The sequence below is a fragment of the Streptomyces sp. NPDC049813 genome, from assembly GCF_044465085.1.
Lineage (GTDB): Bacteria > Actinomycetota > Actinomycetes > Streptomycetales > Streptomycetaceae > Streptomyces.
On the sequence record NZ_JBITLI010000020.1, the window covers coordinates 28988 to 51479 of the forward strand.

Here is a 22492-nt window from a genome sequence, read left to right on the forward strand (position 1 = left end):
GAGTTCCGTGCTCAGACCTGTACGCAGACGGGGCGGGCCGGCCGGCCGCCTCCGGATACCCCGGCTCCTCGCCGTGGCCGCGCTCGTCGCCACCACCGCGACCGGCGTCGAGTTCGCCGCGCAGAGCCCGGCCGGCGCGCAGCCGGCTGCGGCCGCCGCGCTGCCGTCCGGCGCCACCACCGTCGTCGCCAAGGGCAGCGGCAAGTGCGTCGACGCCCGCGCCGCCGCGAGCGGCGACGGCACCGCGGTCCAGCAGTACGCCTGCAACGGCAGCACCGCCCAGAACTGGCGGCTGACCCCGACCAGCGGGGGCTACTACCGCATCGACAGCGCCCTGGACGCCACCAAGGCCTGGGACGTCACCGACGTCTCCACCGCGGACTCCGCGCCGGTCCAGCTGTGGACGTACTCCGGCGGGAACAACCAGCAGTGGCAGCCCGTCGCCGAGTCCGACGGCGCGTACCACTTCGTCAACCGCAACAGCGGCAAGTGCCTGGACGTCCCCGGCGCCTCCGCCGCGGACAGCGTGCAGCTGGCGCAGTACACGTGCAACGGCACCGCGGCGCAGTCCTTCCGGCTCGGCGGCGGCACGACGAACCCGCCGGGCACGCCCGACCTCGGCCCGAACGTGACGGTGTTCGACCCGTCGATGTCCGCCGCCGCCATCCAGTCGAAGCTGAACTCCGTCTTCGCCCAGCAGCAGACCAACCAGTTCGGCTCGGCCCGCCAGGCACTCCTGTTCAAGCCGGGCACGTACAGCGCGGATGCCAACATCGGCTTCTACACGCAGGTCGCCGGGCTCGGGCTGTCACCGGACGACGTGACGATCAACGGGTCCGTGCACGCGGAGGCCGACTGGTTCCAGGGCAACGCCACCCAGAACTTCTGGCGCGACGCCGAGAACCTGTCGGTCAACCCCACCGGCGGCACCGACCGCTGGGCCGTCTCCCAGGCCGCCCCCTACCGGCGCATGCACGTGCGCGGCAACCTCGCGCTCGACGACGGCGGCTGGTCCAGCGGCGGGTTCATCTCCGACACCAAGGTCGACGGACAGATCCGCTCCGGCTCCCAGCAGCAGTTCCTCACCCGCAACTCGCAGATGGGCAGCTGGTCCGGGTCGAACTGGAACATGGTCTTCGTCGGCGACCAGGGCGCACCCGCCCAGTCCTTCCCGACGTACACCACCGTCGCCACCACCCCGACCGTCCGCGAGAAGCCCTTCCTCTACGTGGACGACGCGGGCGCCTACAAGGTGTTCGTGCCCGCGCTGCGGTCGAACTCCGCGGGCACGACGTGGAGCGGGAAGACCCCGGCGGGCACCTCGCTGCCGCTCGACCGGTTCTTCGTCGTGAAGCCGGGCGCGACCGCGGCCGACATGAACGCGGCGCTGGCAGCGGGCAAGAACCTGCTGGTCACGCCCGGGGTCTACCACCTGAACCAGACCATCGACATCACGCGGCCGGACACCGTGGTCCTCGGCATGGGCCTCGCCACCTTCGTGCCGGACGGCGGGATCACCGCGATCAGCACCGCCGACGTGGACGGCATCCAGCTGGCCGGCCTGCTCGTCGACGCGGGCACCACGAACTCCGCCACCCTCGTGCGCATCGGCCCGGCCGGCGCCACCGCCGACCACGCGGCGAACCCCACCCAGCTGACCGACTTCTTCGTCCGCATCGGCGGCGCCACCAACGGCAGGGCGACCACGTCCGTGGTGGTCAACAGCGCGGACACGGTCGTGGACCACACCTGGATCTGGCGCGCCGACCACGGCAACGGCGGCACGGTCGGCTGGAGCACCAACACGGCCGACACCGGGCTCGTCGTCAACGGCGCCGACGTCACCGCGTACGGGCTCTTCGTCGAGCACTTCCAGAAGACCCAGGTCCTGTGGAACGGCAACGGCGGCCGGACCTACTTCTTCCAGAACGAGATGCCCTACGACCCGCCGAACCAGGCCGCCTGGATGAACGGGAGCGGCAAGGGCCACCCCGCCTACAAGGTCGCCGCCTCCGTCACCCGCCACGAGGCCTGGGGACTCGGCAGCTACTGCTACTTCAGCGCCAACCCCGGCGTCGTCGCCGACCGCGCCTTCGAGGTGCCGGACACCTCCGGCGTCCGCTTCCACGACATGGTGACCGTCTCGCTCGGGGGCACCGGAACCATCAGCCACGTCATCAACACGACCGGAGGACCCTCCAACTCCACCACGAACGTCGCCTACCTCACGAACTATCCGTAAACCGCACGAAAGGGATCAACAGCGATGCGTACGCACAGCTCAGGACCCACCCGCGCGGTTCTGCGGATCGTCCTCCTGCTCGCGGCCCTGATCGGGCTCGCCGCGCCGCCGGCCGCCGCCCGCCCGCACACCGAGGCGGCGGCCCCCTTCAAGGTGCTCGGCCTCTACAGCGGCACCTGGGACGCGGCCCACATCGACTTCGAGAAGGAGGCCAACGACTGGCTGCCGAAGCAGGCCGCCGCCAACGGCTTCACCTACACCGCCAGCAACGACTGGAACCTGCTCGCCAACGGCGGCGTCAACGCCTATCAGGTCGTGCTCTTCCTCGACGACCTGCCGCAGACCGCCGCCCAGCGCTCCGGCTTCGAGCAGTACATGCGCGGTGGCGGCGCCTGGATGGGCTTCCACGTCTCCGCCTTCACCACGGACGCGGCGAGCTGGTCCTGGTACCACAACCAGTTCCTCGGCAGCGGGAACTTCCGGTCCAACACCTGGGGCCCGACCTCCGCGACCCTCAAGGTCGAGGACCGCACCCACCCCTCCACCGTGAACCTGCCCGCCACGTTCACCTCGTCGGTCAGCGAGTGGTACAGCTGGTCCAACGACCTGCGGCAGAACCCGGACATCAAGATCCTCGCCTCGGTCGACCCCAGCAGCTTCCCGCTCGGCACCGACCCGGACCAGTCCTGGTACAGCGGCTACTACCCGATCCTGTGGACCAACACGAAGTACAAGATGCTCTACGCGAACTTCGGCCACAACGCGATGAACTACGCCTCCAACACCCGCACCTCGTCCACCTTCGCCAGCGCGACCCAGAACCGGTTCCTGCTCGACGGCCTGAAGTGGCTCGGCGGCGCGGGCGCCACGACCCCGCCGGACGACACGCTCTCCGAGACCGCCTGGTACACCCTGAAGAACGTCGCCAACGGCACCTGCGTCGACACCCGCGCCGCCGCCACCGCCGACGGGACCGCCGTCCAGCAGTACGCCTGCAACGGCACCCAGGCCCAGCAGTTCCGGCTCGCCGCGACGGACGGCGGCTACCGGCGGATCGGGGTGCGCCCCGCCCCGCAACAGGTCGTCGACGTCACCGGCGTCTCGGCCGCCGACAACGCGCCGCTCCAGCTGTGGGCGTACGCGGGAGGACGGAACCAGCAGTGGCTCCCGGTGCGGGAGGCCGCCGGGCGCTACCACTTCACGGCCCGGCACAGCGGCAAGTGCCTCACCGCTGCGGCCACCGCGACCGACAGCGTGCAGCTCACCCAGCGCACCTGCGACGGCTCGCCGGCGCAGAGCTTCACCGTGGGCGCCGTCTGACGGCCGGGTGAGCGATGTCACGTGCGGGGCGCCTGATCAGGGCGGTCCGCACGTGATGTCCGACCCAGACGTTAGCCTCGTGTGCCATGAGACTGCTGCACACGTCCGACTGGCATCTGGGCCGCGCGTTCCACCGCGTGAGCATGCTCGATGCCCAGGCCGCGTTCATCGGCCACCTCGTCGCCACGGTGCGCGAGCGGGACGTGGACGCGGTGGTCGTGTCCGGCGACGTCTACGACCGGGCCGTGCCGCCGCTCGCCGCCGTCGAGCTGTACGACGACGCGCTGCACCGGCTCGCCGGCCTCGGCGTGCCCACGGTGATGATCTCCGGGAACCACGACTCGGCCCGCCGCCTCGGCGTCGGCGCCGGACTCATCGGCCGCGCCGGCATCCACCTGCGCACCGAACCGGGCCGCTGCGGCGAGCCCGTCGTCCTGCCCGACGACCACGGCGACGTCGCCTTCTACGGCCTGCCGTACCTCGAACCGGCGCTGGTCAAGGACGAGTTCGCGCTCGCCAAGGCCGGTCACGAGCAGGTGCTCGGCGCCGCGATGGAGCGCGTCCGCGCCGACCTCGCCGCGCGGGCCCCCGGCACCCGCTCCGTCGTCCTCGCCCACGCCTTCGTGACCGGGGGCGAGCCCAGCGACAGCGAGCGCGACATCACGGTGGGCGGCGTCGCCGCCGTCCCGGCCGGCGTCTTCGACGGCGCCGACTATGTGGCCCTCGGACACCTGCACGGCAGCCAGGTCATCTCCGACCGCGTCCGCTACTGCGGCTCGCCCCTGCCCTACTCCTTCTCCGAGGCCGACCACCGCAAGAGCATGTGGCTCATCGACCTGGACGCGGACGGCGCCGTCGCCGCCGAGCGGATCGACTGCCCGGTGCCCCGCCCGCTCGCCCGCATCCGGGGAGACCTCGACGACCTCCTCGCCGACCCGGACCTCACCCGCCACGAGGAGTCCTGGGTGGAGGCCACGCTCACCGACGAGATCCGGCCCGACGACCCCATGGCCCGGCTCACCGGCCGGTTCCCGCACACCCTCAGCCTGCTCTTCGAACCGCGCCGCACCGAGACGCGGCCCGACGCCACGTACGCCGAGCGCCTCAAGGGACGCGACGACCACGAGATCGCGGAGGACTTCGTGAGCCACGTCCGGGGCGCCGGGCCCGACGACGACGAGCGGGCGGTGCTGCGCGCCGCCTTCGACACCGTCCGCACCGAGGACACCGTGCGCGAGGTCGCCCGGTGAGACTGCACACGCTGCGCGTCACCGCGTTCGGCCCCTTCGGCGACGCCCAGGAGATCGACTTCGACGCGCTGTCGGCCGCGGGTCTCTTCCTGCTGCACGGGCCGACGGGGGCCGGCAAGACCTCCGTCCTCGACGCGGTCTGCTTCGCCCTGTACGGATCGGTGCCGGGCGCCCGGCAGAGCGGTGGCGGCCAGGGGCAGAGCCTGCGCAGCGACCACGCCGACCCGGGCGTGCGCACCGAGGTCGTCCTCGACCTGACCGTCGCGGGCCGCCGCCTGGAACTCACCCGGCAGCCGCCCTTCGCCCGCCCCAAGAAGCGCGGCACCGGCTTCACCACGGAGAAGGCGCAGAGCTGGCTGCGCGAGTACGACGCCGTGGCGGGGGGGTGGAAGGACCTCAGCCGCTCCCACCAGGAGATCGGCGAGGAGATCACGCAGCTGCTCGGCATGAGCAAGGACCAGTTCTGCCAGGTGGTGCTCCTGCCGCAGGGCGACTTCGCCCGGTTCCTGCGCGCCGACGCCGAGGCCCGCGGCAAGCTTCTGGGCCGCCTCTTCGACACGCACCGCTTCGCCCTCGTCGAGCAGCGGCTCGCGGACGAGCGGCGGGGCGCCGAGCGGCAGGTCACCGCGGGCGACGCCGAGTTGCTCGCCGACGCGCACCGCATGCAGCAGGCCGCGGGCGGCATCGTGGAGCTGCCCCCGGTCGACGCGGCGCCCGGCGAACCCGGCCTCGCGGACGCCGTCCTGGCCTGGGCCGCGACCGCCCGCTCCACCGCACGCGAACACTTCACCCACACCCATCTCGCCCTGGGCGCCGCCGAATCGGCGCGCGTGGCGGCCCAGCGCGCGCTGGTGGAGGCCACCGAGACCGAGCGGCTCCAGCGCCGCTTCGCCCAGGCGCAGGCCCGGGCCGCCGACCTGGAGGACCGCGCCGCGGACCACCGGGCCGTCGAGGAGCGGATGGAGCGGGCCCGCAAGGCCGAGGCGGTCGCCCCGGCCCTCACCCTGCGCGACGAGGCCCAGCACGAGCACGAGACGGCGCTACGGGACCAGGAGCAGGCCCGCGGCAGGCTGCGCGGGCTGCCCGGCCGGACCGGCGGGCAGCCCGACGCACCGGCCGGCCCGGACGGCGCCGACGCCCTCCCCGCCCCCGAGCCGCTCGCCGATGCCGGGCCCGCCGTCCTCGCCGAAGCCGCCCGCCGGGTCGCCGTGGAGCTGGGCGGCCTCGCCGCCGCGCGCCGAGCCGAGCACCGGCTCGCCCGGCTAGCCCAGGAGCGGTCCGGGCTCGACCGCGAGGAGCGCGCCGACGCCGACCTCCTCGACGAGGCCGGATCGTGGCTCGCCGCGTGGGACACCCGCCGCGCCGCACTCCAGGGCCAGGTCGACGAGGCACAGGAAGCAGCGACCCGCACCGAGCACCTCGCCGGACAGCTGGAGCCCGCGCGGCGGCAGGCCCGCGCCGCCGTCGAGCGGGACCGGCTCACCCGCCGGGCCGAGGAGGCCGCCGCCGTCATGCTGCGGGCCCGCGAGGAGACCGCCGCCGCCCACGAGCACTGGCTCGGCCTCAAGGAGCGGCGCCTGCGCGACGTCGCCGCCGAACTCGCCGAGGGCCTCGTCGACGGCGCCCCCTGCACGGTCTGCGGCGCCACCGAACACCCCGCGCCGATCGTCAAGTCCGAGCAGCACGTCGACCGGGCCGCCGAGGAGCTGGCCCTCGCCGCCTACCGCTCGGCCGAGCGGCACCGCGCCGGCACCGAGCACGCGGTGGGGGAGGTCCGCGAGGAGCTGGCCGCGGCGAAGGCCGCCGCGGGGGACGAACCGGCCGACCGGCTCGCCGCCCTCGTCCAGGACCTGGAGGCACGCCACGCCGAGGCGCGCACCGCCGCGTCCGCGCTGCACGCCGCCCGCGAGACGCTCGCCCGCGCCGAGAGCGAGCACGGCCGCCGGCTCGCCGCCCGCCAGGAGGCGGCCACCCGCGCCGCGGCCCGCGCCTCCACCCGCGAAGCCCTGGAGCGCGAAAAAGCCGCACTGGAAGGGGAGTTGAGTCAGGCGCGCGGCGAGGCCGCCAGTGTCGAGGAGCGCGCGGCCCAGCTGGAGCGGCACGCGCGGCTGCTCACCGAGGCGGCCGAGGCGGCCCGCGCGGTCGAGTCGACGGCGACCCGGCTCAAGGACGCGGACGCCCGGCTCGCCGACGCCGCGTTCCGCGCCGGGTTCGACACCCCGCGGGCCGCGGCCGAGGCTCTGGTCGACGACGCGGAGCACCGTGCGCTCCAACACCGCCTGGACGCCTGGCAGTCGGAGCGGGCGGCGGTACGAGCCGTGCTCGCCGAGGAGGAGACGGCCGCCGCCGCGAGGGAACCGCGGGCCGAGGTCGACGTCGCCCGCGACGCGGCCGACGCGGCCGACGACCGGGTCCGGGCGGCCGGCTCGGCGCGCGACGCGGCGGCCCGCCGCTGCGACGAACTCGACCGGCTCTCCCGGCGGGCCGCCACCGAGGCGCGCCGCCTTGGCCCGCTGCGCGCCACGTACAACCGCATCGCCCGCCTCGCCTCCCTCGCCGCGGGCACCTCCGCCGACAACGAACGCAAGATGCGCCTGGAGTCCTACGTGCTGGCCGCCCGCCTCGAACAGGTGGCGGCGGCGGCGACCGCGCGGCTGCGCCGGATGTCGTCCGGCCGGTACACGCTGGTCCACTCCGACTCCCTCGCGGGGCGCGGGCGTTCGGGGCTCGGCCTGCACGTCGTCGACGCGTGGACCGGCCGGGAGCGGGACACGGCGACGCTCTCCGGCGGCGAGACGTTCTTCGCCTCCCTCGCCCTGGCGCTCGGCCTCGCCGACGTGGTCACGGACGAGGCGGGCGGTGTCCGTCTCGACACCCTCTTCATCGACGAGGGCTTCGGCAGCCTCGACGACCAGACCCTCGACGAGGTGCTCGACGTCCTCGACTCGCTGCGCGAGCGGGACCGCAGCGTCGGCATCGTCAGCCACGTCGGCGATCTGCGCCGCCGGGTCCACGCACAGCTGGAGATCGTCAAGGGGCGGGCGGGTTCGGTGGTGCGCCGGCGCGGCGCCGACGGGTCCTGACGGGCCGGGCGCCCGGCCGGGTCAGCGGGCCAGGGCCCGGCGCGGCAGCGGCGAGGAGTACACCACGCTCGTCGTCACCGAACCCAGCGTGCCGATCTTCCCCGCGACCTCCTCCTGGTGGCTCATGGAGCGGGCGGCGACCTTGATGACGAAGCAGTCGTCCCCCGTCACGTGGTGCGCCTCCAGCAGCTCCGGCACCGCCTCGACCAGGTCGTGGAACGGCTTGTAGTTCCCGTTCGGGTAGCGCAGCCGGACGTACGCGAGGATCGGCAGCCCGAGCCGTTCGGGCACCACGACCGCCGTGTACCCGGCGATGATCCCGGCCTCCTCCATCCGCCGCACCCGCTCGGTGACCGCGCTCGCGGACATGGACACGGCCCGCGCCAGCTCGGCGTACCCGGCCCGGCCGTCGCGCTGGAGGACCTCCAGGAGCCGCCAGTCCGTGGCGTCGGGGACGTAACCGGGCAGGGGTGTGGAATCAACGGTCATCGTCGATGAATAGCAGGTGTATCCCCGGCGGAACAAGGGGTGCGCCGGGGATCGTCCCTTCAGTGCGGGGTCCGGCGCCCGTAGATTTCAAGCCGGGGGACACACCGTCCCCGCATCCCCGCCCCGACCGACGAAGGACGCCCCATGACCTCCACTGCCACCCACCCCGTCCTCGGCACCGCCCCCGCCTCGCCGGCCGCCGCTGCCGCCTACTTCGGCGCGAGCCTCGCCTTCCACGCCGACGTGTCCGACGTCGCCGCCGCGCTCGCCGCCGGTGACCCCGGGTTCGTCCTGCTCGACTCGCGCTCCACCGCCTCCTGGGACCAGGGGCACGTCCCGGGCGCGCTGCACCTGCCCACCGCGCTCATCGCCGAGCAGGCCGACCAGCTCCTCGACCGGTCGGTGCCCGTCGTCACCTACTGCTGGGGCCCGGGCTGCAACGGCGCCACCCGCGCGGCCCTCGCCCTCGCCCTCCTCGGCTACCAGGTCAAGGAGATGCTCGGCGGATTCGAGTACTGGGTCCGCGAGGGCTTCGCCTACGAGACCTGGGAGGGCGCCGCCCGCGCCGAGCCCGACCTGCTGACGGCGCCCGCCGCCTCAGGGGACTGCGGCTGCTGAACCGGCGCCCGCCCGCGCGGGCTACAGCCGCGACAACTCGGCCACCAGGTCGTCCAGGCCGAGCGAGCCCTGCGAGAGCGCGGCCATGTGCCAGGCCTTCGCGTCGAAGGAAGCGCCGTGCGCGGCCCGCGCGTTGTCCCGGCCGAGCAGCCAGGCCCGCTCGCCCAGCTTGTAGCCGATGGCCTGGCCGGGGATCGACAGGTACCGGGTCAGCTCGCTCTCGACGAAGTCCGCCGGACGGCTGCTGTGCGCGCCGAAGAAGTCCTGCGCGAGCTTCGGGGTCCACCGCTCGCCCGGGTGGAACGGCGAGTCCGCCGGGATCTCCAGCTCCAGGTGCATGCCGATGTCGACGATGACGCGGGCCGCGCGCATCATCTGCGCGTCCAGGTAGCCGAGCCGCGTCTCGGCGTCGGTCAGGAAGCCCAGTTCGTCCATGAGCCGCTCCGCGTACAGCGCCCAGCCCTCGGCGTTGGCGGAGACCCCGCCGAGCGTCGCCTGGTAGCGCGAGAGGTCCTCGGCGACGTGCACCCACTGCGCCAGTTGCAGATGGTGACCGGGGACGCCCTCGTGGTACCAGGTGGACAGCAGGTCGTAGACGGGGAAGCGGGTCGCGCCCATCGTGGGCAGCCAGGTGCGGCCCGGCCGGGAGAAGTCCACCGACGGCGCCGTGTAGTACGGCGCCGCGGCGCTGCCGGCCGGCGCGATGCAGGACTCCACCTTCCGGACCCGCGGGGCGAGTTCGAAGTGGGTGCCGTCCAGCGCGTCGATGGCCTCGTCCATGACGCCCTGGAGCCACCGGCGTACCTCGTCGACGCCCTCGATGTGCCGCCCGTGCGCGTCCAGGTGCGCGAGCGCCACCCACGGCGTCGCCGCGCCCGGCAGGATCTTCTCCGCCTCGGTACGCATCTCGCCGAGCAGCCGGTGGAACTCGCTCCACCCGTACGCGTACGCCTCGTCCAGGTCCAGGTCCGCGCCGTTGTAATAGCGCGACCAGCGCGCGTACCGCTCGCGGCCCACGACGTCGGGGGAGCCCTCGATCGCCGGCGCGTACACGTCCCGCATCCAGTCCCGCAGCTCCGCGGTGGCCGCGTCGGCGGCCCGCGCCGCCTCGGACAGCTCCCCGCGCAGCGCCTCGGGCCCTCCGGCGGCGAACTCCGTGAACCAGCCGCGCCCCTGCCCCGCCCACTCGGTGAGCTGCGCGACGAACGTGGCCGTCGGCCGGGGCGCCGCGTGCAGCGCGCGCCGCAGCCCGAGGCCGAGGGTCTCCCGGTACCCGGCGAACGCCCCGGGCACCGCCCGCAGCCGCGCCGCGACCGCCGCCCACTCCTCGTCGGTGCCGGTCGGCATGAGGGCGAAGACCTCACGCACGTGGTGGACCGGCGAGCCGAGGTTGGTGACGGCCCGCAGGTGCTCCCCGGCGTCGTGCACCGCGAGTTCGGCGGTCAGCCGCTCACGCAGCAGCCGCGCGCAGCGCCGCTCGACGTCGCTGTCGCCGCCCGGGGCGCGCTCCGCCTCGTCGAGCCGCGCGAGCGTCGCGCGGGCCAGCTCGGCCACGGCGTCCAGCCCAGCGGGGGACAGGTCGGGCAGCCTGCTGTGGGACGCGGCGTCACCGAGGTACGTACCGGTGACGGGGTCGAGGGCGACGAAGGCGTCCACATGGTCGTCGGCGACCTGCCGCGGCAGTCGGCTCGGGCTCTGCTGGGTGCTCGGGGTGGCTGGCATGCGTCCCATCCTCGTACGGGTCAGGGGGTGGCGTCACCCTCCGGCGGCAGCAGCGGGCCGCACTCCCACTGCTGGAAGATCAGCCGGGTCTCGACGCGGGCCACCTCGCGCCGGGCGGTGAACTCGTCGAGGACGAGCCGTTGCAGGTCCGCCATGTCGCGCACGGCCACCAGCACCACGTAGTCGTCCGGGCCGGTCAGGTGGAACACCGTGCGCGCCTCGGGCAGCGCGCGCACCCGCTCCACGAACGGTCCGACCAGCTCCCGGCGGTGCGGGCGCACCTGCACCGACAGCAGCGCCTGCAGCCCGCGCCCGAGCCGGGCCGGATCGAGCCGCAGCACATGCCCGAGGATCACGCCCGAGCGGCGCAGCCGGGCCACCCGGTCCAGGCACGTCGACGGGGCGACGCCGACCTGCGCCGCCAGATCGCGGTAGGTGGTGCGGGCATCGTTCTGCAGCAGCCGCAGGATCTCCAGATCGACCGGATCGAGTACGACGGAATCGGCCATCGGGCGAACGTAGCACGGGAGTTGCGCCTTCGGCCCCGCCCGTTGTTCAGCCTGGTCCCATGGACGACCACTCCCGCCCCCGGGCGCTCGCCACCGAGGCCGTGCACGCGGGCCGCGACGATCTCGCGGCCCTCGGACTGCACGCCCCGCCCCTCGACCTGTCGACCACCTACCCCTGCGCCGACAGCCGCGCGGAGGCCGCCCGCCTCGACGCGTTCGCCGCCCACGGCGTCCTCGACGACGGGCCGCCGGTCTACGGCCGGCTCGGCAACCCGACCGTCGCCCGCTTCGAGACGGCCCTCGCCCGCCTCGAAGGGACCGACACCGCCGTCGCGTTCGCCAGCGGCATGGCGGCGCTCACCGCCGTCCTCCTCGCGCGTCTCGGCGCGGGTCTGCGGCACGTCGTCGCGGTCCGCCCGCTCTACGGCTGCAGCGATCACCTGCTCACCGCCGGCGCGCTCGGCTCCGAGGTGACCTGGGTCGACGCGGCGGGCATCGCGGACGCGGTCCGGCCCGACACCGGCCTGGTCCTGGTGGAGTCGCCCGCCAACCCGACGCTGGCCGAGGTCGACCTGCGGGCCGTCGCGCACGCCTGCGGCGCCGTGCCGCTGCTCGTCGACAACACCTTCGCCACGCCCGTGCTGCAACGGCCCCTGGACAGCGGCGCGCGGCTCGTGCTGCACAGCGCGACCAAGTTCCTCGGCGGCCACGGCGACGTGCTGGGCGGCGTGGTGGCCTGCGACGAACTGTTCGCACGGGAACTGCGCAAGGTCCGCTTCGCGACCGGCGGTGTGCTGCACCCGCTCGCCGGTTACCTGCTGCTGCGCGGGCTGTCGACCCTGCCGGTCCGGGTCCGGGCGGCCTCGGCGACCGCGGCGGAACTGGTCCGGCGGCTCACCGGCGACCCCCGCGTCACCCGCCTGCACTACCCCCGGATCGGCGGCGCCATGGTGGCCTTCGAGGTGGCGGGGGACCCGCACGAGGTGATCGCCGGCGTCCGGCTCATCACCCCGGCGGTCAGCCTCGGCAGCGTCGATTCGCTCATCCAGCACCCCGCCTCGATCAGCCACCGCGTCGTGGCCGCCGACGACCGCAGGGCGGCGGGCGTCGGCGACCGGCTGCTGCGCCTGTCGGTCGGCCTGGAGGACGTCGAGGACCTGTGGGCCGACCTCGACCGCGCGCTGGGCCCGGGGCGGCCCGCCCTCAGCGCTGTTCGGCCTCTTCGCGAGGGAGCGGGGACGGCGCCGGTGCCGCGTCGAGCCGGGCGGTGATCACCAGCGTGCCCTCCTCGACCTGGTAGTCGAGCGGCAGGTCCAGGCCCCGCATCGCCGCGACCATCCCCGTGTTGGACGCCTGGGTGACGGCGTACACGCTCGCGCAGCGCGCCTCGCGGGCCGAGGCGACCAGGCGGCGCAGCAGCTCGGAACCGATGCCGCGGCGCTGCCAGTCGTCTTCGACGAGCAGCGCGATCTCCGTCTCGTCGCCGTCCCACAGCAGGTGGCCGAGGGCGACGATCCGCCCGGAGGCGGTACGGGCGGCGAGCGTGCGGCCGTAGCGCGGGCTGAGCAGGTGGTCGAGGTAGCGGTCCGCGTCACCGACGGGTCCGTGGTAGCGCATCCGCAGCGTCCGCCGGGAGCACCGCTCGTGCAGCGCGCGGGCCGCGGCGAGGTCGGCGGGGTGGGCGCGGCGCACCGTGATCTCGTTGCCCTCGGGCAGCGTCAGGACGTCCTGCCGGCGCGGCACCCGGGGGCCCAGGCGCGCGTCCAGCTCCACCAGGGCGCGGGCCCGGGCGAACTCGGTCGGGGTGAACGGCAGGTACGGCCGCTCCACCGTGATCAGTCCGCCCTCGGGCGTCCGCAGCCGCATCACGCCGTCCTCGAAGCCGGCCGGGGCGCCGTCGCGCGCCGCGGCCTGCGCGGGCAGCGACCTGATCGTGCAGCGGCCCAGCAACTGGCGCAGTGCCAGCGGCAGTTCGGCCGCGTCCAGGGCCGTGCGCGTGGCCAGGCCCAGGATGCGGGTGGGTGCGTCCACCAGGTCGTGCGCGTCGGCCCGCTCGGTCCAGGTGTCGCTGCCACCGGCGTCCGTCGCGGCCCGGACCAGCTCGGCCGCGGGCAGCTCCTGCGGGGCGCGCAGCAGGAACTCGTCCACCGTGCCGTCGGCCAGCGGATGCGTCTGCAGGCTCAGGATGTCCACCCGGTGGTGGGCCAGGGACGTGCACAGCGCGGCCAGCGAACCCGGCTCGTCGCGCACGGTCGTACGCATCCGCCACAGGGCGCTGCCCGCCGGGTCCAGCGGCGCGCCGGTGCCGTCCGGCGCCGGGGGAGCGTGCCCCTGGCGGCGTGACCACCATTGGGTGGCCCGGGCCAGCAGGGCGCCGCGTCCCCGGCGGGCGGTGCTCTCGTGCTGCTCGTTCGTCGTGTGCGGCGCGGCAGGCAGGAATCGACTCATGCGTCCACTGTGAAGGAGCGGTGTTGCGCGGCCGCGAACGGTCTGTGACCGATGGGTAAAGAGCACCAATGCCCGTTTTGAGTCGCTGTCCGGCGGAGTCACTGCCCGACGCGTCCGGGATGCAGCGTCCGGGCGAAGAGCACGTCGCCGCCCTCCTGCCGCAGCCGCACGGTCAGCTCCCCGCTGTCACCGTCGATGGCGACCTCACCGAAGTACGGCGGGGTCTCCGCCGGGGAGGTGTTGGCCCGGTCCGGGGCCTTGACGAACACCTGGCGCGGACCGAACGTCCCGTCCAGCTTCGCCGCCGGGAACCCGCCCGCGGCCAGCGGCCCCGACACGAACTCCCAGAACGGCGCGAAGTCCTGGAACGCCGCGCGCTCCGGCTCGTAGTGCTGCGCCGAGGTGTAGTGCACGTCGGCCGTCAGCCACAGCGTGCCGGTGATCCCGCGGTGCTTGATGTGCCGCAGCAACTCGGCGATCTGCAACTCCCGGCCCAGCGGCGCGCCCGGGTCGCCCTGCGCGACGGCCTCGAAGTCCACCGCCCCGTCCGCGACCACGAGCCCCAGCGGCATGTCGGAGGCGATCACCTTCCACACCGCGCGGGACCGCGACAACTCGCGCTTGAGCCACTCCAGTTGCCGGGCGCCCAGGATGCCGGTGGTGTCGTCGGGCTGCTTGTTCGGCGAGTTCGCGTCGCGGTACGTGCGCATGTCCAGGACGAACACGTCGAGCAGCGGGCCCTGGTGAAGCACCCGGTACACCCGCCCGTCCGGGTCGCCCGGCGGCAGCGTCGAGAGGGGGAAGTACTCGCTGAACGCGCGCAGCGACCGGGCCGCCAGCACGTCCGTGCTCTTCTCGGTGTAGCGGTCGTCGTCCAGGATCTGGCCCGGGTACCAGTTGTTGTGCACCTCGTGGTCGTCCCACTGCGTGATGGTGGGGACCTGGGCGTTGAACCGGCGGGCGTGCTCGTCGAGCAGGTTGTAGCGGAACGCTCCGCGGAACTCCGCGAGCGTCTCGGCGACCTTGGACTTCTCCGCCGTCGTCACGTTGCGCCACACCCGCCCGTCGGGCAGCGTCACGCTGGGCAGGATCGGGCCGTCCGCGTAGATGTTGTCGCCGCTGCACAGGAAGAAGTCCGGGTCCAGGGCGCGCATGTCCTCGTAGACGCGGTTGCCGCCCCGGTCCGGGTTGATGCCCCAGCCCTGGCCCGCGATGTCCCCGGACCACAGGAACCGCACCCCGTCCCGGCGCCCTGCGGGGGCGGTACGGAACGTGCCGGTGACCGGGGCGCCGGTGCGGCGCGGATCGTCCGGGTCGGCGAGCAGCACCCGGTAGTGGATCTGCTCGCCGGCCGGCAGGCCCCGCAGCCGGGTCGTGCCCGTGAAGTCGGTGCCCGGGCCCAGCAGCGGACCGTGCCACCGGGTCGGCCGCCGGAACGACTCGGTGGCCGAGGTCTCCACGACCATCCGTGCGGGCCGGTCCGATCGGGCCCAGACCAGGCCCGCGTGCGCGGTGACGTCGCCGCTCTGCACGCCCCAGGCCGCCTCGGGCCGCCCCGACCGGGCGAACGCGGGCGCGGCGAGACCGCCCGCCGTCGGCAGCGCGAGGGCCGCCGACGCGGCGAGGGAGCCCCGCAGCACGCCACGGCGGCCGGGCAGGGAACTCGGCGGGCGGTGGGACATGAGCGCCTCCAGTGACGGTTCCGAGGACGGTGCGACGGCACGAGCGCGGTGCGCGCGCCGTGCGCGACGCCGCGGACCCCAGCCAACTGTCCTCCCACGGCGTGCACACGAACCCCAAGTGAACAACCGGCTCCGGCCCCGGGGGAACCGGGCGCGCGGGGCACGCCCCGCGTCAGCCGGCCCGCGTCGCCCCGGCGGCGCGCGCCAGCAGCCGTACGCCCTCGGTGATGCGGACCGGCGTCAGGTGCGCGTAGCCCAGCACCAGGCAGACCCGGTCGCCGTCCGCGGCGCCGCCGTAGTCGCTCAGCGGCCGCACCGCCACGCCGGCCGCCGCCAGGCGAGGCAGGAGGGTCCGCTGCGGACCGCAGCGGGCGGGAAGGGTGGCGATGGCGTGCAGACCCGCGGCGATCCCCGCCACCTCCGTACCGGGCAGGTACGCGTCCAGGGCCGCCACCAAAGTGTCCCGCCGCTCCTTGTAGGCGCGCTGGCAGCGCCGCAGCTGCCGGTCGTGGTCGCCCCGCTCGACGAAGCGGGCCAGCACCGCCTGGTCCAGCGCCGGATTGCCGAGGTCCATGTACCGCTTGCGCGCGACGACCTCGTCGGCCAGGGTGTCCGGCACGACCAGCCAGCCGAGCCGGAGCCCCGGCATCAGCGACTTGCTCACCGAGCCCGTGTAGGCGACGCGGTCCGGGTCGAGTCCCTGGAGGGCGCCGACGGGCGCGCGGTCGTAGCGGAAGTCGCCGTCGTAGTCGTCCTCGACGACGAGTCCGTCCATCTGCCGCGCCCAGTCGAGGAGTTGGGCCCTGCGCCGCGCCGAGTAGGCGATGCCCGACGGGAAGTGGTGCGACGGGGTCGTGACCACCGTCCGCACCCCGGACGCGCGCAGCGCCTCCATCGACAGGCCCTCCTCGTCCAGCGGCACCCGCACCGCGCGCGGCCCCGCCGTCGCGAACAGCTCCTCGTACTGGGGGCTGCCCGGCCCCTCCACCCCGACGGCCGTCTCACCGCGCGCGTGGAGCACCACGCCGAGCAGCGTCACCGCCTGCGTCACCCCGGAGCAGACGATGATCCGCTCCGGGTCCGTCACCACGCCCCGGCGCCGGGCCAGCAGTTCCGCCAGCGCGGTGCGCAGGCGGGGGAGGCCGCGCGGATCGGGGTAGCCGAGGGCCGCGTGCGGCACCGCGGCGAGCACCTCGCGCTGGGCCGCCGCCCACGCGGAGCGGGGGAAGAGCGACAGGTCCGGGCCGCCCGCCACGAAGTCGGCGCGGACGTCGGGGGCCGGGCCGGGGGCGAGGTCCCGCGCGCCCGGGGCCGGGGCCCGCACGGCCTCGCCCACCCAGGTCCCCGCGCCCCGCCCGCTGCGCAGGTAGCCCTCGGCGGTCAGCTGCTCGTACGCCTCGGTGACCAGGCCGCGCGAGACCCCGAGGTCGCCCGCCAGATCCCGGCTGGAGGGCAGCCGGGTCCCCGGCGCGAGCCGCCCCGAGCGCACCGCCGCACGCAGCGCCGCCTGCAACGAGCGACCACGCGCGCGTGCCGGGACGGCGACGGCGGGCACCAGCAGCTCCCACGCGGCGGACGGAGAGCCGGAGTTCGGCGCGGACGTCATACGCAGGGAGCGTAATGCGGGCGACCTACCGAGTCGGGCGCGGGCGTCTTACGGAGGTGGGCACGGAAGGTTGGGTGCGGGCGTCTTACGGAGGTGGGCACGGGCAGTCGGGTGGGGGCGTCGTACAGAGAGGCGTGATTGGTCCTTCATAGCGGCCCACAAGTGGTCCTCGTATGGGACCAGTCACCCTCCTAGCGTCGACGCCATGAACGCCACCTCCTTGCGCGGCACCTTCCTCGCCGCCCTCGCCTGCGTCCTGGTGGGCTGCTCCTTCACCGCCAACAGCGTCCTGGGCGACTACCCGTACGCGGGCGGCCAGTTCCTGCGCTACGGGATCGCCTTCCTGCTGCTCGTCCCGCTGGTCGGCCGGGGCGGTGCCGCCCCGCTGCGCCGGCTGCGGCCGCGGCAGTGGGGCCGCCTCGCCCTCCTCGCCGCCGTCGGCATGGTCGGCTTCAACCTCGCCGTCCTCGCCGCGGAACGCACCGCCGAACCCGCGGTGCCCGGCGTCTTCGTCGGCTGCGCTCCCGTCCTCGTCGCCGTCCTGGTCCCCCTGTCGGCCGGGCGGCGCCCGCAGCGGACCGTGCTCCACGGAGCCGTGTGCGTGGCCGCCGGGGCCTTCGTCGTCCAGGGCTGGGGGCACACCGACGCCGTCGGCCTCGCCTTCTCGGTGGGCGCCCTCGCCGGAGAGGTCGGCTTCGCGGTCCTCGCCGTCCCCGTCCTGCGCCCGCTGGGCCCCCGCCTCCTGTCGTGCGTCGTCTGCGCGCTCGCCGCGCTGGAGGCGGCCGTCGTGGGTCTGGTCGCCGACGGGGCGTCCTGGGTGCGGGTGCCGGACGGTGCCGAGAGCCTCGCCCTGCTGTGGCAGGCCGTGGTCGTCACCGTGGTCGGCTTCGTCTGCTGGTACATGGGCATGCAGCGGATCGGCGCGGAGCGCGCCACGCTGTTCTCCGGGCTGATCCCGGTCGCCGCCGCCTGTACGGCGCCGCTGGTCGGCTCGGGCTCCTACGGCCTCGCCCAGGGCGCGGGAAGCGCCCTGGTGGGCGCCGGGGTGACCCTGGGCTCGGGGGCGTTCCGCCGCCGGTCAGCGGCTGGTGTCGAGGATGACGCGGGCCACAAGCGCCGGGTCGTCGTTCATCGGCACGTGGCCGCAGCCGGGGAGGCGGACCAGGCGCGCGCCCGGCAGGACGCCCTTGGCGCGGATCCCCTGGCGGCGGACGAGGATGCGGTCCCGCGTCCCCCAGGCGACGGTGACGGGGATCTCGGGGACGTCGTCGCGGAAGAGCACCGAGCGGCCCGCGTCGAGCGTCTCGCGGAAGCCGGTCGCGTGGCGCAGCGCCAGCGTCTCGGCGACGACGGCCTCCGGTGACCGGCGCCCCGGCCGCGCGTAGATGGTGCCGGTGAGCGCGGCCCGCCCGGCGGCCGACCGCGACAGCCGCTCGACCAGGGGCAGCGGCAGCCGCCGGGCGCCCTGCCGCATCGCGAGCAGCGTCCCGAAGGCGTAGCGCCGCTCGGCCTGGGTCCAGAAGCCCGCGGGCGACAGCGCCGTCACGGACCGGACGCGCTTCTCGCGGCCCAGCTCCAGGGCGAGCAGCCCGCCCAGCGAGTTGCCCGCCACGTGCGGCCGCTCGACCCCCAGGGCGCGGCAGAACGCGTCCAGGACCGGCACCACGCTCGACAGCCCGTAGGTGAGCCCCTCGGGCAGCGCGGGCGACGTCCCGAAGCCCGGGAGATCCACCGCGATCACGTCGCGCTCGGCCGCCAGGATCTGCAGCACGGGCTCCCACGCCTGCCAGTGGTGGCCTATGCCGTGCAGCAGGAGCAGGGGCTCCCCGGTGCCCGTCCGCTCGTACGCGAGGGTCACCGGGCGCGGCCCGGCGGGGCCGTCGATGCTGAAGGACGCCTGTGCCGCCATGTCGTTCGCTCCCTGTCCCCGCCACGCCTCGGCGGTTCCTTAGACACCTTGTCAGCAACAATTACCGTCCGGTAGCCGCCAGTTCAAGAGGCCGGACGCGCTCCGGGGGCGGGTCCGCCTGGACAGCGCCCGGCCCCGTCGGCTGGGATGGGGGCGTGGCCACCGACACCGGGATCGACGTCTTCGAAGAGCACCGCCCCGTCCTGATGGGCGTGGCCTACCGCATGCTGGGCCGCGTCGCCGACGCCGAGGACGTGGTCCAGGACGCCTGGCTGCGCTGGTCCCGGGCCGGCCAGGACGAGGTGCGCGAACCGCGGGCCTACTTGGTGCGCATCACCACCCGCCTCGCCATCGACCGGCTGCGCCAGAGCCAGGCGAGGCGCGAGTCCTATGTGGGCCCGTGGCTGCCCGAACCGCTCGTCACCGACTTCGGCCCCACCGTCCCCGACACCGCCGAGCGCGCCGTGCTCGCCGACTCCGTGTCGCTCGCCGTCCTCGTCGTCCTGGAGTCGCTCTCCCCGCTGGAGCGCGCCGTGTTCGTCCTGCGCGAGGCCTTCGGGCTGCCCTTCGCGGAGATCGCGGCGGCGCTGGAGCGCGGCGAGCCCGCGGTCCGCCAGCTCGCCGCCCGGGCTCGCAGGCACGTGGAGGAGCGGCGGCCCCGGTTCGACGTCGACCCGGCCCAGCAGCGCGACCTCACCGAGCGCTTCCTCGCCGCCGCGACCGAGGGGGACCTCGACGGCCTCATGTCGCTGCTCGCCCCGGACGTGCGCCTCGTCGGCGACAGCGGCGGCAAGTCGAAGGCGCCCGTGCGCGTCATCGAGAGCGCCGACAAGGTGGGCCGGTTCGTGGCGGGCGCCGCGGGCCGCGGGAGCGCACAGACGTACGCGTTCCGCACCGCGGAGATCAACGGCGCCCCGGCGCTGCTCGTCCTCGCCGACGGCCGGGTCGACTCCGTCGTCCAGCTCGGCGTCCGCGACGGCAGGATCCAGTCCGTCTACATCGTGCGCAACCCCGACAAACTCCGGACGCTGCGGTAGTCACCGCACCACAGGGGCCCGCCGTACGCGTCCGCGACCGGCGGGCCCGCCCGCGCGCCCTGCGAACACCACATGAACGGAGCGCGGCCCGCCATGAACGTCTCGCGGCCCGGCCCCCGCGCGGGCGCCAACCCGTCGAGGATTGGTCTTGACCAAGTCTCGAGGCGGGCCTACTCTCGCAGTGTTAGTGCAGGAACCTTTAATAAACAAGGGCGCTAAAAAGCCGCCGGGGCACGGCTGTTGCGGAGGACAGGGTGGGGACCACGCAGTTGGAAGCGGCACCGGAGCCGAAGTACTGGCATCTGAAGACCGTGCTCAGCGACGCGCTCGACTCCGAGTTCGCCGTCGGGGAGATCCTGCCGAACGAGCGCGACCTCGCGGCCCGGTTCGGCGTGGCGAGGGCGACGCTCCGCCAGGCCCTGGAACAGCTCGAACTCGAAGGACGCCTCCAGCGCAGGCGCGGCGTCGGCACCACCGTCGCGCCGCCCCGGGTCGGCGTCGCCGTCAACTCCACCGACCAGGACTGGCCGGGCGCCAGCGGGGACGCGTGGCAGGCCGTCGACTGCACCCCGGACGTCCCGCCGGCCGCGGTCGCCGCGATGCTCGGCACCGCGCCGGAGGAGACCGTCCACGTGCTGCGCCGCACCCGCGTCTCGCACGGCCAGCCCGTCGCGGCCGAACTGCTCTACGTACCCTCGGCCTCGGTGCCGGACCTGACGGCCATAGACGCACCGTCGGGCGCCGCACGCGCGCGTGCCGTCCTGCGCGAGCTGCAGCGCTTCGGCCTCGACGGCCAGGACCGCGCGGTCGAACTGGGCTCGGCCCGCGCCGAGGACGCCAGGGAGCTGGACCGCCTGCCCGGCGCCCCCGTCCTCGTCGTCACCACCCGCTACTTCAGCGACGGCGACACCGCGGCGGTCTCCATGGCCACCTACCGCGCCGACACCTGCCGTCTGACCTTCGGCGACACCCCCGGCGTGGAGATCCACCACACCCCGCAGTCCCGGGCCTGCTGAGCCCGTGCCCCCTCCGGGGCGGGGCGGCGTCTTCCGTCACGCAAGGGTCGGTCATCCGTGACCGGCCCTTCGAAGACGTTCCGTCAGGGGCACCCGGTCGCATGAGCCGGCCGCCCCCCGCACGGCTTTCGTGACCCGGGCCCCGCCCGACGGTGCCGTGCCGCCGCGGGCGCGTCGCCCAGCCCCATGAGCCGGCCGCCCCCCGCACGGCTTTCGTGACCCGGGCCCCGCCCGACGCTGCCGTGCCGCCGCAGGCGCGTCACCGGGGAGCCGACACCGTCCCCTCCGTGGCGAACAACTGCCCCTCCACATGATCCAGGGCCAGCCGCAACGCCCCCGTGGAGACCGTGGCCTCCCCGAGCAGCGACAGGGCGACCCGGGGTGGCCGCAGACAGTACCGTTCCAGCTCGTGCCGCAGCGGGTCGAGGACGCCGTCGAGCCCCGCGGCCCATCCGCCGACCACGACCAGCTCCGGATCGAGCGCCAGCACCAGCGCGGCGACGTCGTGCACGAGCCGCTGGATGAACCGCTCCATCGCGGCCCCGGCCCGCTCGTCGCCCTGCCGGGCGAGTGCGAACACCTTCGCCACGGCCGGTTCGTCCAGCGGGTGCAGCGGCTCGCCCGTCGTCGACAACAGCGTCTCCGGCCGCACCTCGCGGCCCAGCAGGTGCAGCGCCCCGATCTCCCCGGCGGCGCCCCCGAACCCCCGGTGCAGCCTGCCGCCGATCAGCGCCCCGGCCCCGGGGCTCAGCCCCGCCATCACGAACACCATGTCGTCCGAGTCGACCCCGGCGCCCTTCCAGTGCTCGGCGACGGCCGCCACGTTGGCGTCGTTCTCCACGATCACCGGGCACTTGAAGGAGCGCCGCAGCCGCTCGCCGAGCGGCAGCCCCGTCCACCCCGGCAGCGCCGTGCCGAGCCGCACCGTGCCGTCGGCCTCCACGATGCCCGGGCTGCCCACGCCGACCGCGCGCAGTGAACTACGGGCCACCCCGGCCCGCCGCAGCAGGTCCGCGACGGTGCCGCGCAGCCGCTCGATGCGCTCCTCCGCCGGGGCGGCCTCGTCGACGTCCTTGGACGCCGAGCCGAGGACCCTGCCGTCGAGCGCCGAGAGCACCGCGGCGACCCGGTGCGGGCCGATCTCCAGGCCGAGCAGATGCCCCGCCTCGGCCCGGAAGCGGAACTTCCGCGCGGGCCGCCCCTGCCGCCGCGCCCCCGGTTCCTCGACGGCGGTCTCCACGACGAGCCCGGCCTCGATGAGCCCCTCGACGACCCCCTCGACGGTGGGCCGCGACAGCCCCGTCACCCGGGTGATCTCGGTGAGTGTCGCGAAATCCGCGGAGCGCAGCGCGTGCAGCACCACAGCACTGTTGATCCGCCTGAGCAGAGAGGGATCTCCGCCGGTCAGCTGCCCCAACGTCCGTCCTCCCAGCAGTTGCGCGTGTTCGCCGGATGGTACTCGCCGCGGCCCCCACCGGCGAGAGTCGGGTGCACCGATGTGGCGACCGCCGCTCACTCGGGCGCCAGCCGCGGGGGCCCGGCGGCGCCCCCGACGGCCCAC

General features: G+C 74.8%; 16 protein-coding genes and 1 pseudogene. 9 read left to right on the top strand and 8 right to left on the bottom strand.

Annotated features, from left to right (window positions below; all coding sequences use genetic code 11):
• Positions 1-7 precede the first annotated feature (7 nt).
• The 4 genes from ACIBW6_RS31155 to ACIBW6_RS31170 all read left to right on the top strand — a co-directional run bounded on the left by ACIBW6_RS31155 (position 8) and on the right by ACIBW6_RS31170 (position 7895).
• Positions 8-2242, top strand: a complete 2235-nt coding sequence (locus ACIBW6_RS31155; RefSeq protein WP_399065516.1) for an RICIN domain-containing protein — start codon at positions 8-10, stop codon at positions 2240-2242.
• A gap of 24 nt (positions 2243-2266) precedes the next feature.
• The gene (locus ACIBW6_RS31160; protein ID WP_399065518.1) at positions 2267-3562 is read left to right on the top strand and encodes a ThuA domain-containing protein; all 1296 of its coding nucleotides are present in this window, start codon (positions 2267-2269) and stop codon (positions 3560-3562) included.
• 86 nt (positions 3563-3648) lie between these two features.
• The gene (locus ACIBW6_RS31165) at positions 3649-4812 is read left to right on the top strand and encodes an exonuclease SbcCD subunit D (protein ID WP_399065520.1); all 1164 of its coding nucleotides are present in this window, start codon (positions 3649-3651) and stop codon (positions 4810-4812) included.
• Positions 4809-7895 (top strand): AAA family ATPase, encoded by a 3087-nt coding sequence (locus tag ACIBW6_RS31170; RefSeq protein WP_399065522.1) that lies wholly within the window; start codon positions 4809-4811, stop codon positions 7893-7895. The genes ACIBW6_RS31165 and ACIBW6_RS31170 overlap by 4 nt, the downstream gene beginning before the upstream one ends.
• A 21-nt stretch (positions 7896-7916) precedes the next feature.
• On the opposite strand, the gene ACIBW6_RS31175 is transcribed toward ACIBW6_RS31170, so the two are convergent.
• The gene (locus ACIBW6_RS31175) at positions 7917-8384 is read right to left on the bottom strand and encodes an Lrp/AsnC family transcriptional regulator (RefSeq protein WP_399065524.1); all 468 of its coding nucleotides are present in this window, start codon (positions 8382-8384) and stop codon (positions 7917-7919) included.
• A gap of 144 nt (positions 8385-8528) precedes the next feature.
• Between ACIBW6_RS31175 and ACIBW6_RS31180 the strand changes: the two genes are divergently transcribed.
• Positions 8529-9002: a rhodanese-like domain-containing protein gene (locus tag ACIBW6_RS31180; RefSeq protein ID WP_399065526.1), complete on the top strand. Its 474-nt coding sequence runs from the start codon at positions 8529-8531 to the stop codon at positions 9000-9002.
• A gap of 21 nt (positions 9003-9023) precedes the next feature.
• Here the strand turns inward: ACIBW6_RS31180 and ACIBW6_RS31185 are convergent, their stop codons facing one another.
• Both ACIBW6_RS31185 and ACIBW6_RS31190 read right to left on the bottom strand, forming a co-directional pair.
• Positions 9024-10724: a DUF885 domain-containing protein gene (locus tag ACIBW6_RS31185; RefSeq protein WP_399065528.1), complete on the bottom strand. Its 1701-nt coding sequence runs from the start codon at positions 10722-10724 to the stop codon at positions 9024-9026.
• A gap of 20 nt (positions 10725-10744) precedes the next feature.
• Complete coding sequence (locus tag ACIBW6_RS31190; protein WP_399065530.1) at positions 10745-11233, bottom strand: Lrp/AsnC family transcriptional regulator; 489 nt, start codon at positions 11231-11233, stop codon at positions 10745-10747.
• A 59-nt stretch (positions 11234-11292) separates the two neighbouring features.
• On the opposite strand from ACIBW6_RS31190, the gene ACIBW6_RS31195 reads away from it, so the two are divergent.
• The gene (locus ACIBW6_RS31195) at positions 11293-12504 is read left to right on the top strand and encodes a trans-sulfuration enzyme family protein (RefSeq protein ID WP_399065532.1); all 1212 of its coding nucleotides are present in this window, start codon (positions 11293-11295) and stop codon (positions 12502-12504) included.
• On the opposite strand, the gene ACIBW6_RS31200 is transcribed toward ACIBW6_RS31195, so the two are convergent.
• The 3 genes from ACIBW6_RS31200 to ACIBW6_RS31210 all read right to left on the bottom strand — a co-directional run bounded on the left by ACIBW6_RS31200 (position 12437) and on the right by ACIBW6_RS31210 (position 16969).
• A complete protein-coding gene (locus ACIBW6_RS31200; protein WP_399065534.1) occupies positions 12437-13681 on the bottom strand; it encodes a GNAT family N-acetyltransferase in 1245 nt (414 codons plus the stop codon). The genes ACIBW6_RS31195 and ACIBW6_RS31200 overlap by 68 nt on opposite strands.
• A gap of 98 nt (positions 13682-13779) precedes the next feature.
• Positions 13780-15363 (bottom strand): alkaline phosphatase D family protein, encoded by a 1584-nt coding sequence (locus tag ACIBW6_RS31205; RefSeq protein WP_399065536.1) that lies wholly within the window; start codon positions 15361-15363, stop codon positions 13780-13782.
• A gap of 172 nt (positions 15364-15535) precedes the next feature.
• Entirely contained in the window at positions 15536-16969 is a 1434-nt protein-coding gene (locus tag ACIBW6_RS31210; protein WP_399065538.1) for a PLP-dependent aminotransferase family protein, read from the bottom strand.
• A gap of 205 nt (positions 16970-17174) precedes the next feature.
• Between ACIBW6_RS31210 and ACIBW6_RS31215 the strand changes: the two are divergent.
• Positions 17175-17963, top strand: a pseudogene (locus ACIBW6_RS31215) (DMT family transporter); the annotation flags it as partial.
• A gap of 84 nt (positions 17964-18047) precedes the next feature.
• Here ACIBW6_RS31215 and ACIBW6_RS31220 read toward each other — a convergent pair.
• Entirely contained in the window at positions 18048-18878 is an 831-nt protein-coding gene (locus tag ACIBW6_RS31220; RefSeq protein WP_399065540.1) for an alpha/beta fold hydrolase, read from the bottom strand.
• A gap of 155 nt (positions 18879-19033) precedes the next feature.
• Here ACIBW6_RS31220 and sigJ point away from each other — a divergent pair, with 155 nt between their 5' ends.
• Together sigJ and ACIBW6_RS31230 are read left to right on the top strand one after the other, a co-directional pair.
• Positions 19034-19915, top strand: coding sequence for an RNA polymerase sigma factor SigJ (gene sigJ, locus ACIBW6_RS31225; RefSeq protein WP_399065542.1), 882 nt, complete (start codon positions 19034-19036; stop codon positions 19913-19915).
• Between the two features lie 254 nt (positions 19916-20169).
• A complete protein-coding gene (locus tag ACIBW6_RS31230) occupies positions 20170-20931 on the top strand; it encodes a GntR family transcriptional regulator (protein ID WP_399065544.1) in 762 nt (253 codons plus the stop codon).
• Positions 20932-21190: 259 nt separating this feature from the next.
• Here the strand turns inward: ACIBW6_RS31230 and ACIBW6_RS31235 are convergent, their stop codons facing one another.
• Positions 21191-22348: an ROK family transcriptional regulator gene (locus tag ACIBW6_RS31235; protein ID WP_399065547.1), complete on the bottom strand. Its 1158-nt coding sequence runs from the start codon at positions 22346-22348 to the stop codon at positions 21191-21193.
• Positions 22349-22492 lie beyond the last annotated feature (144 nt).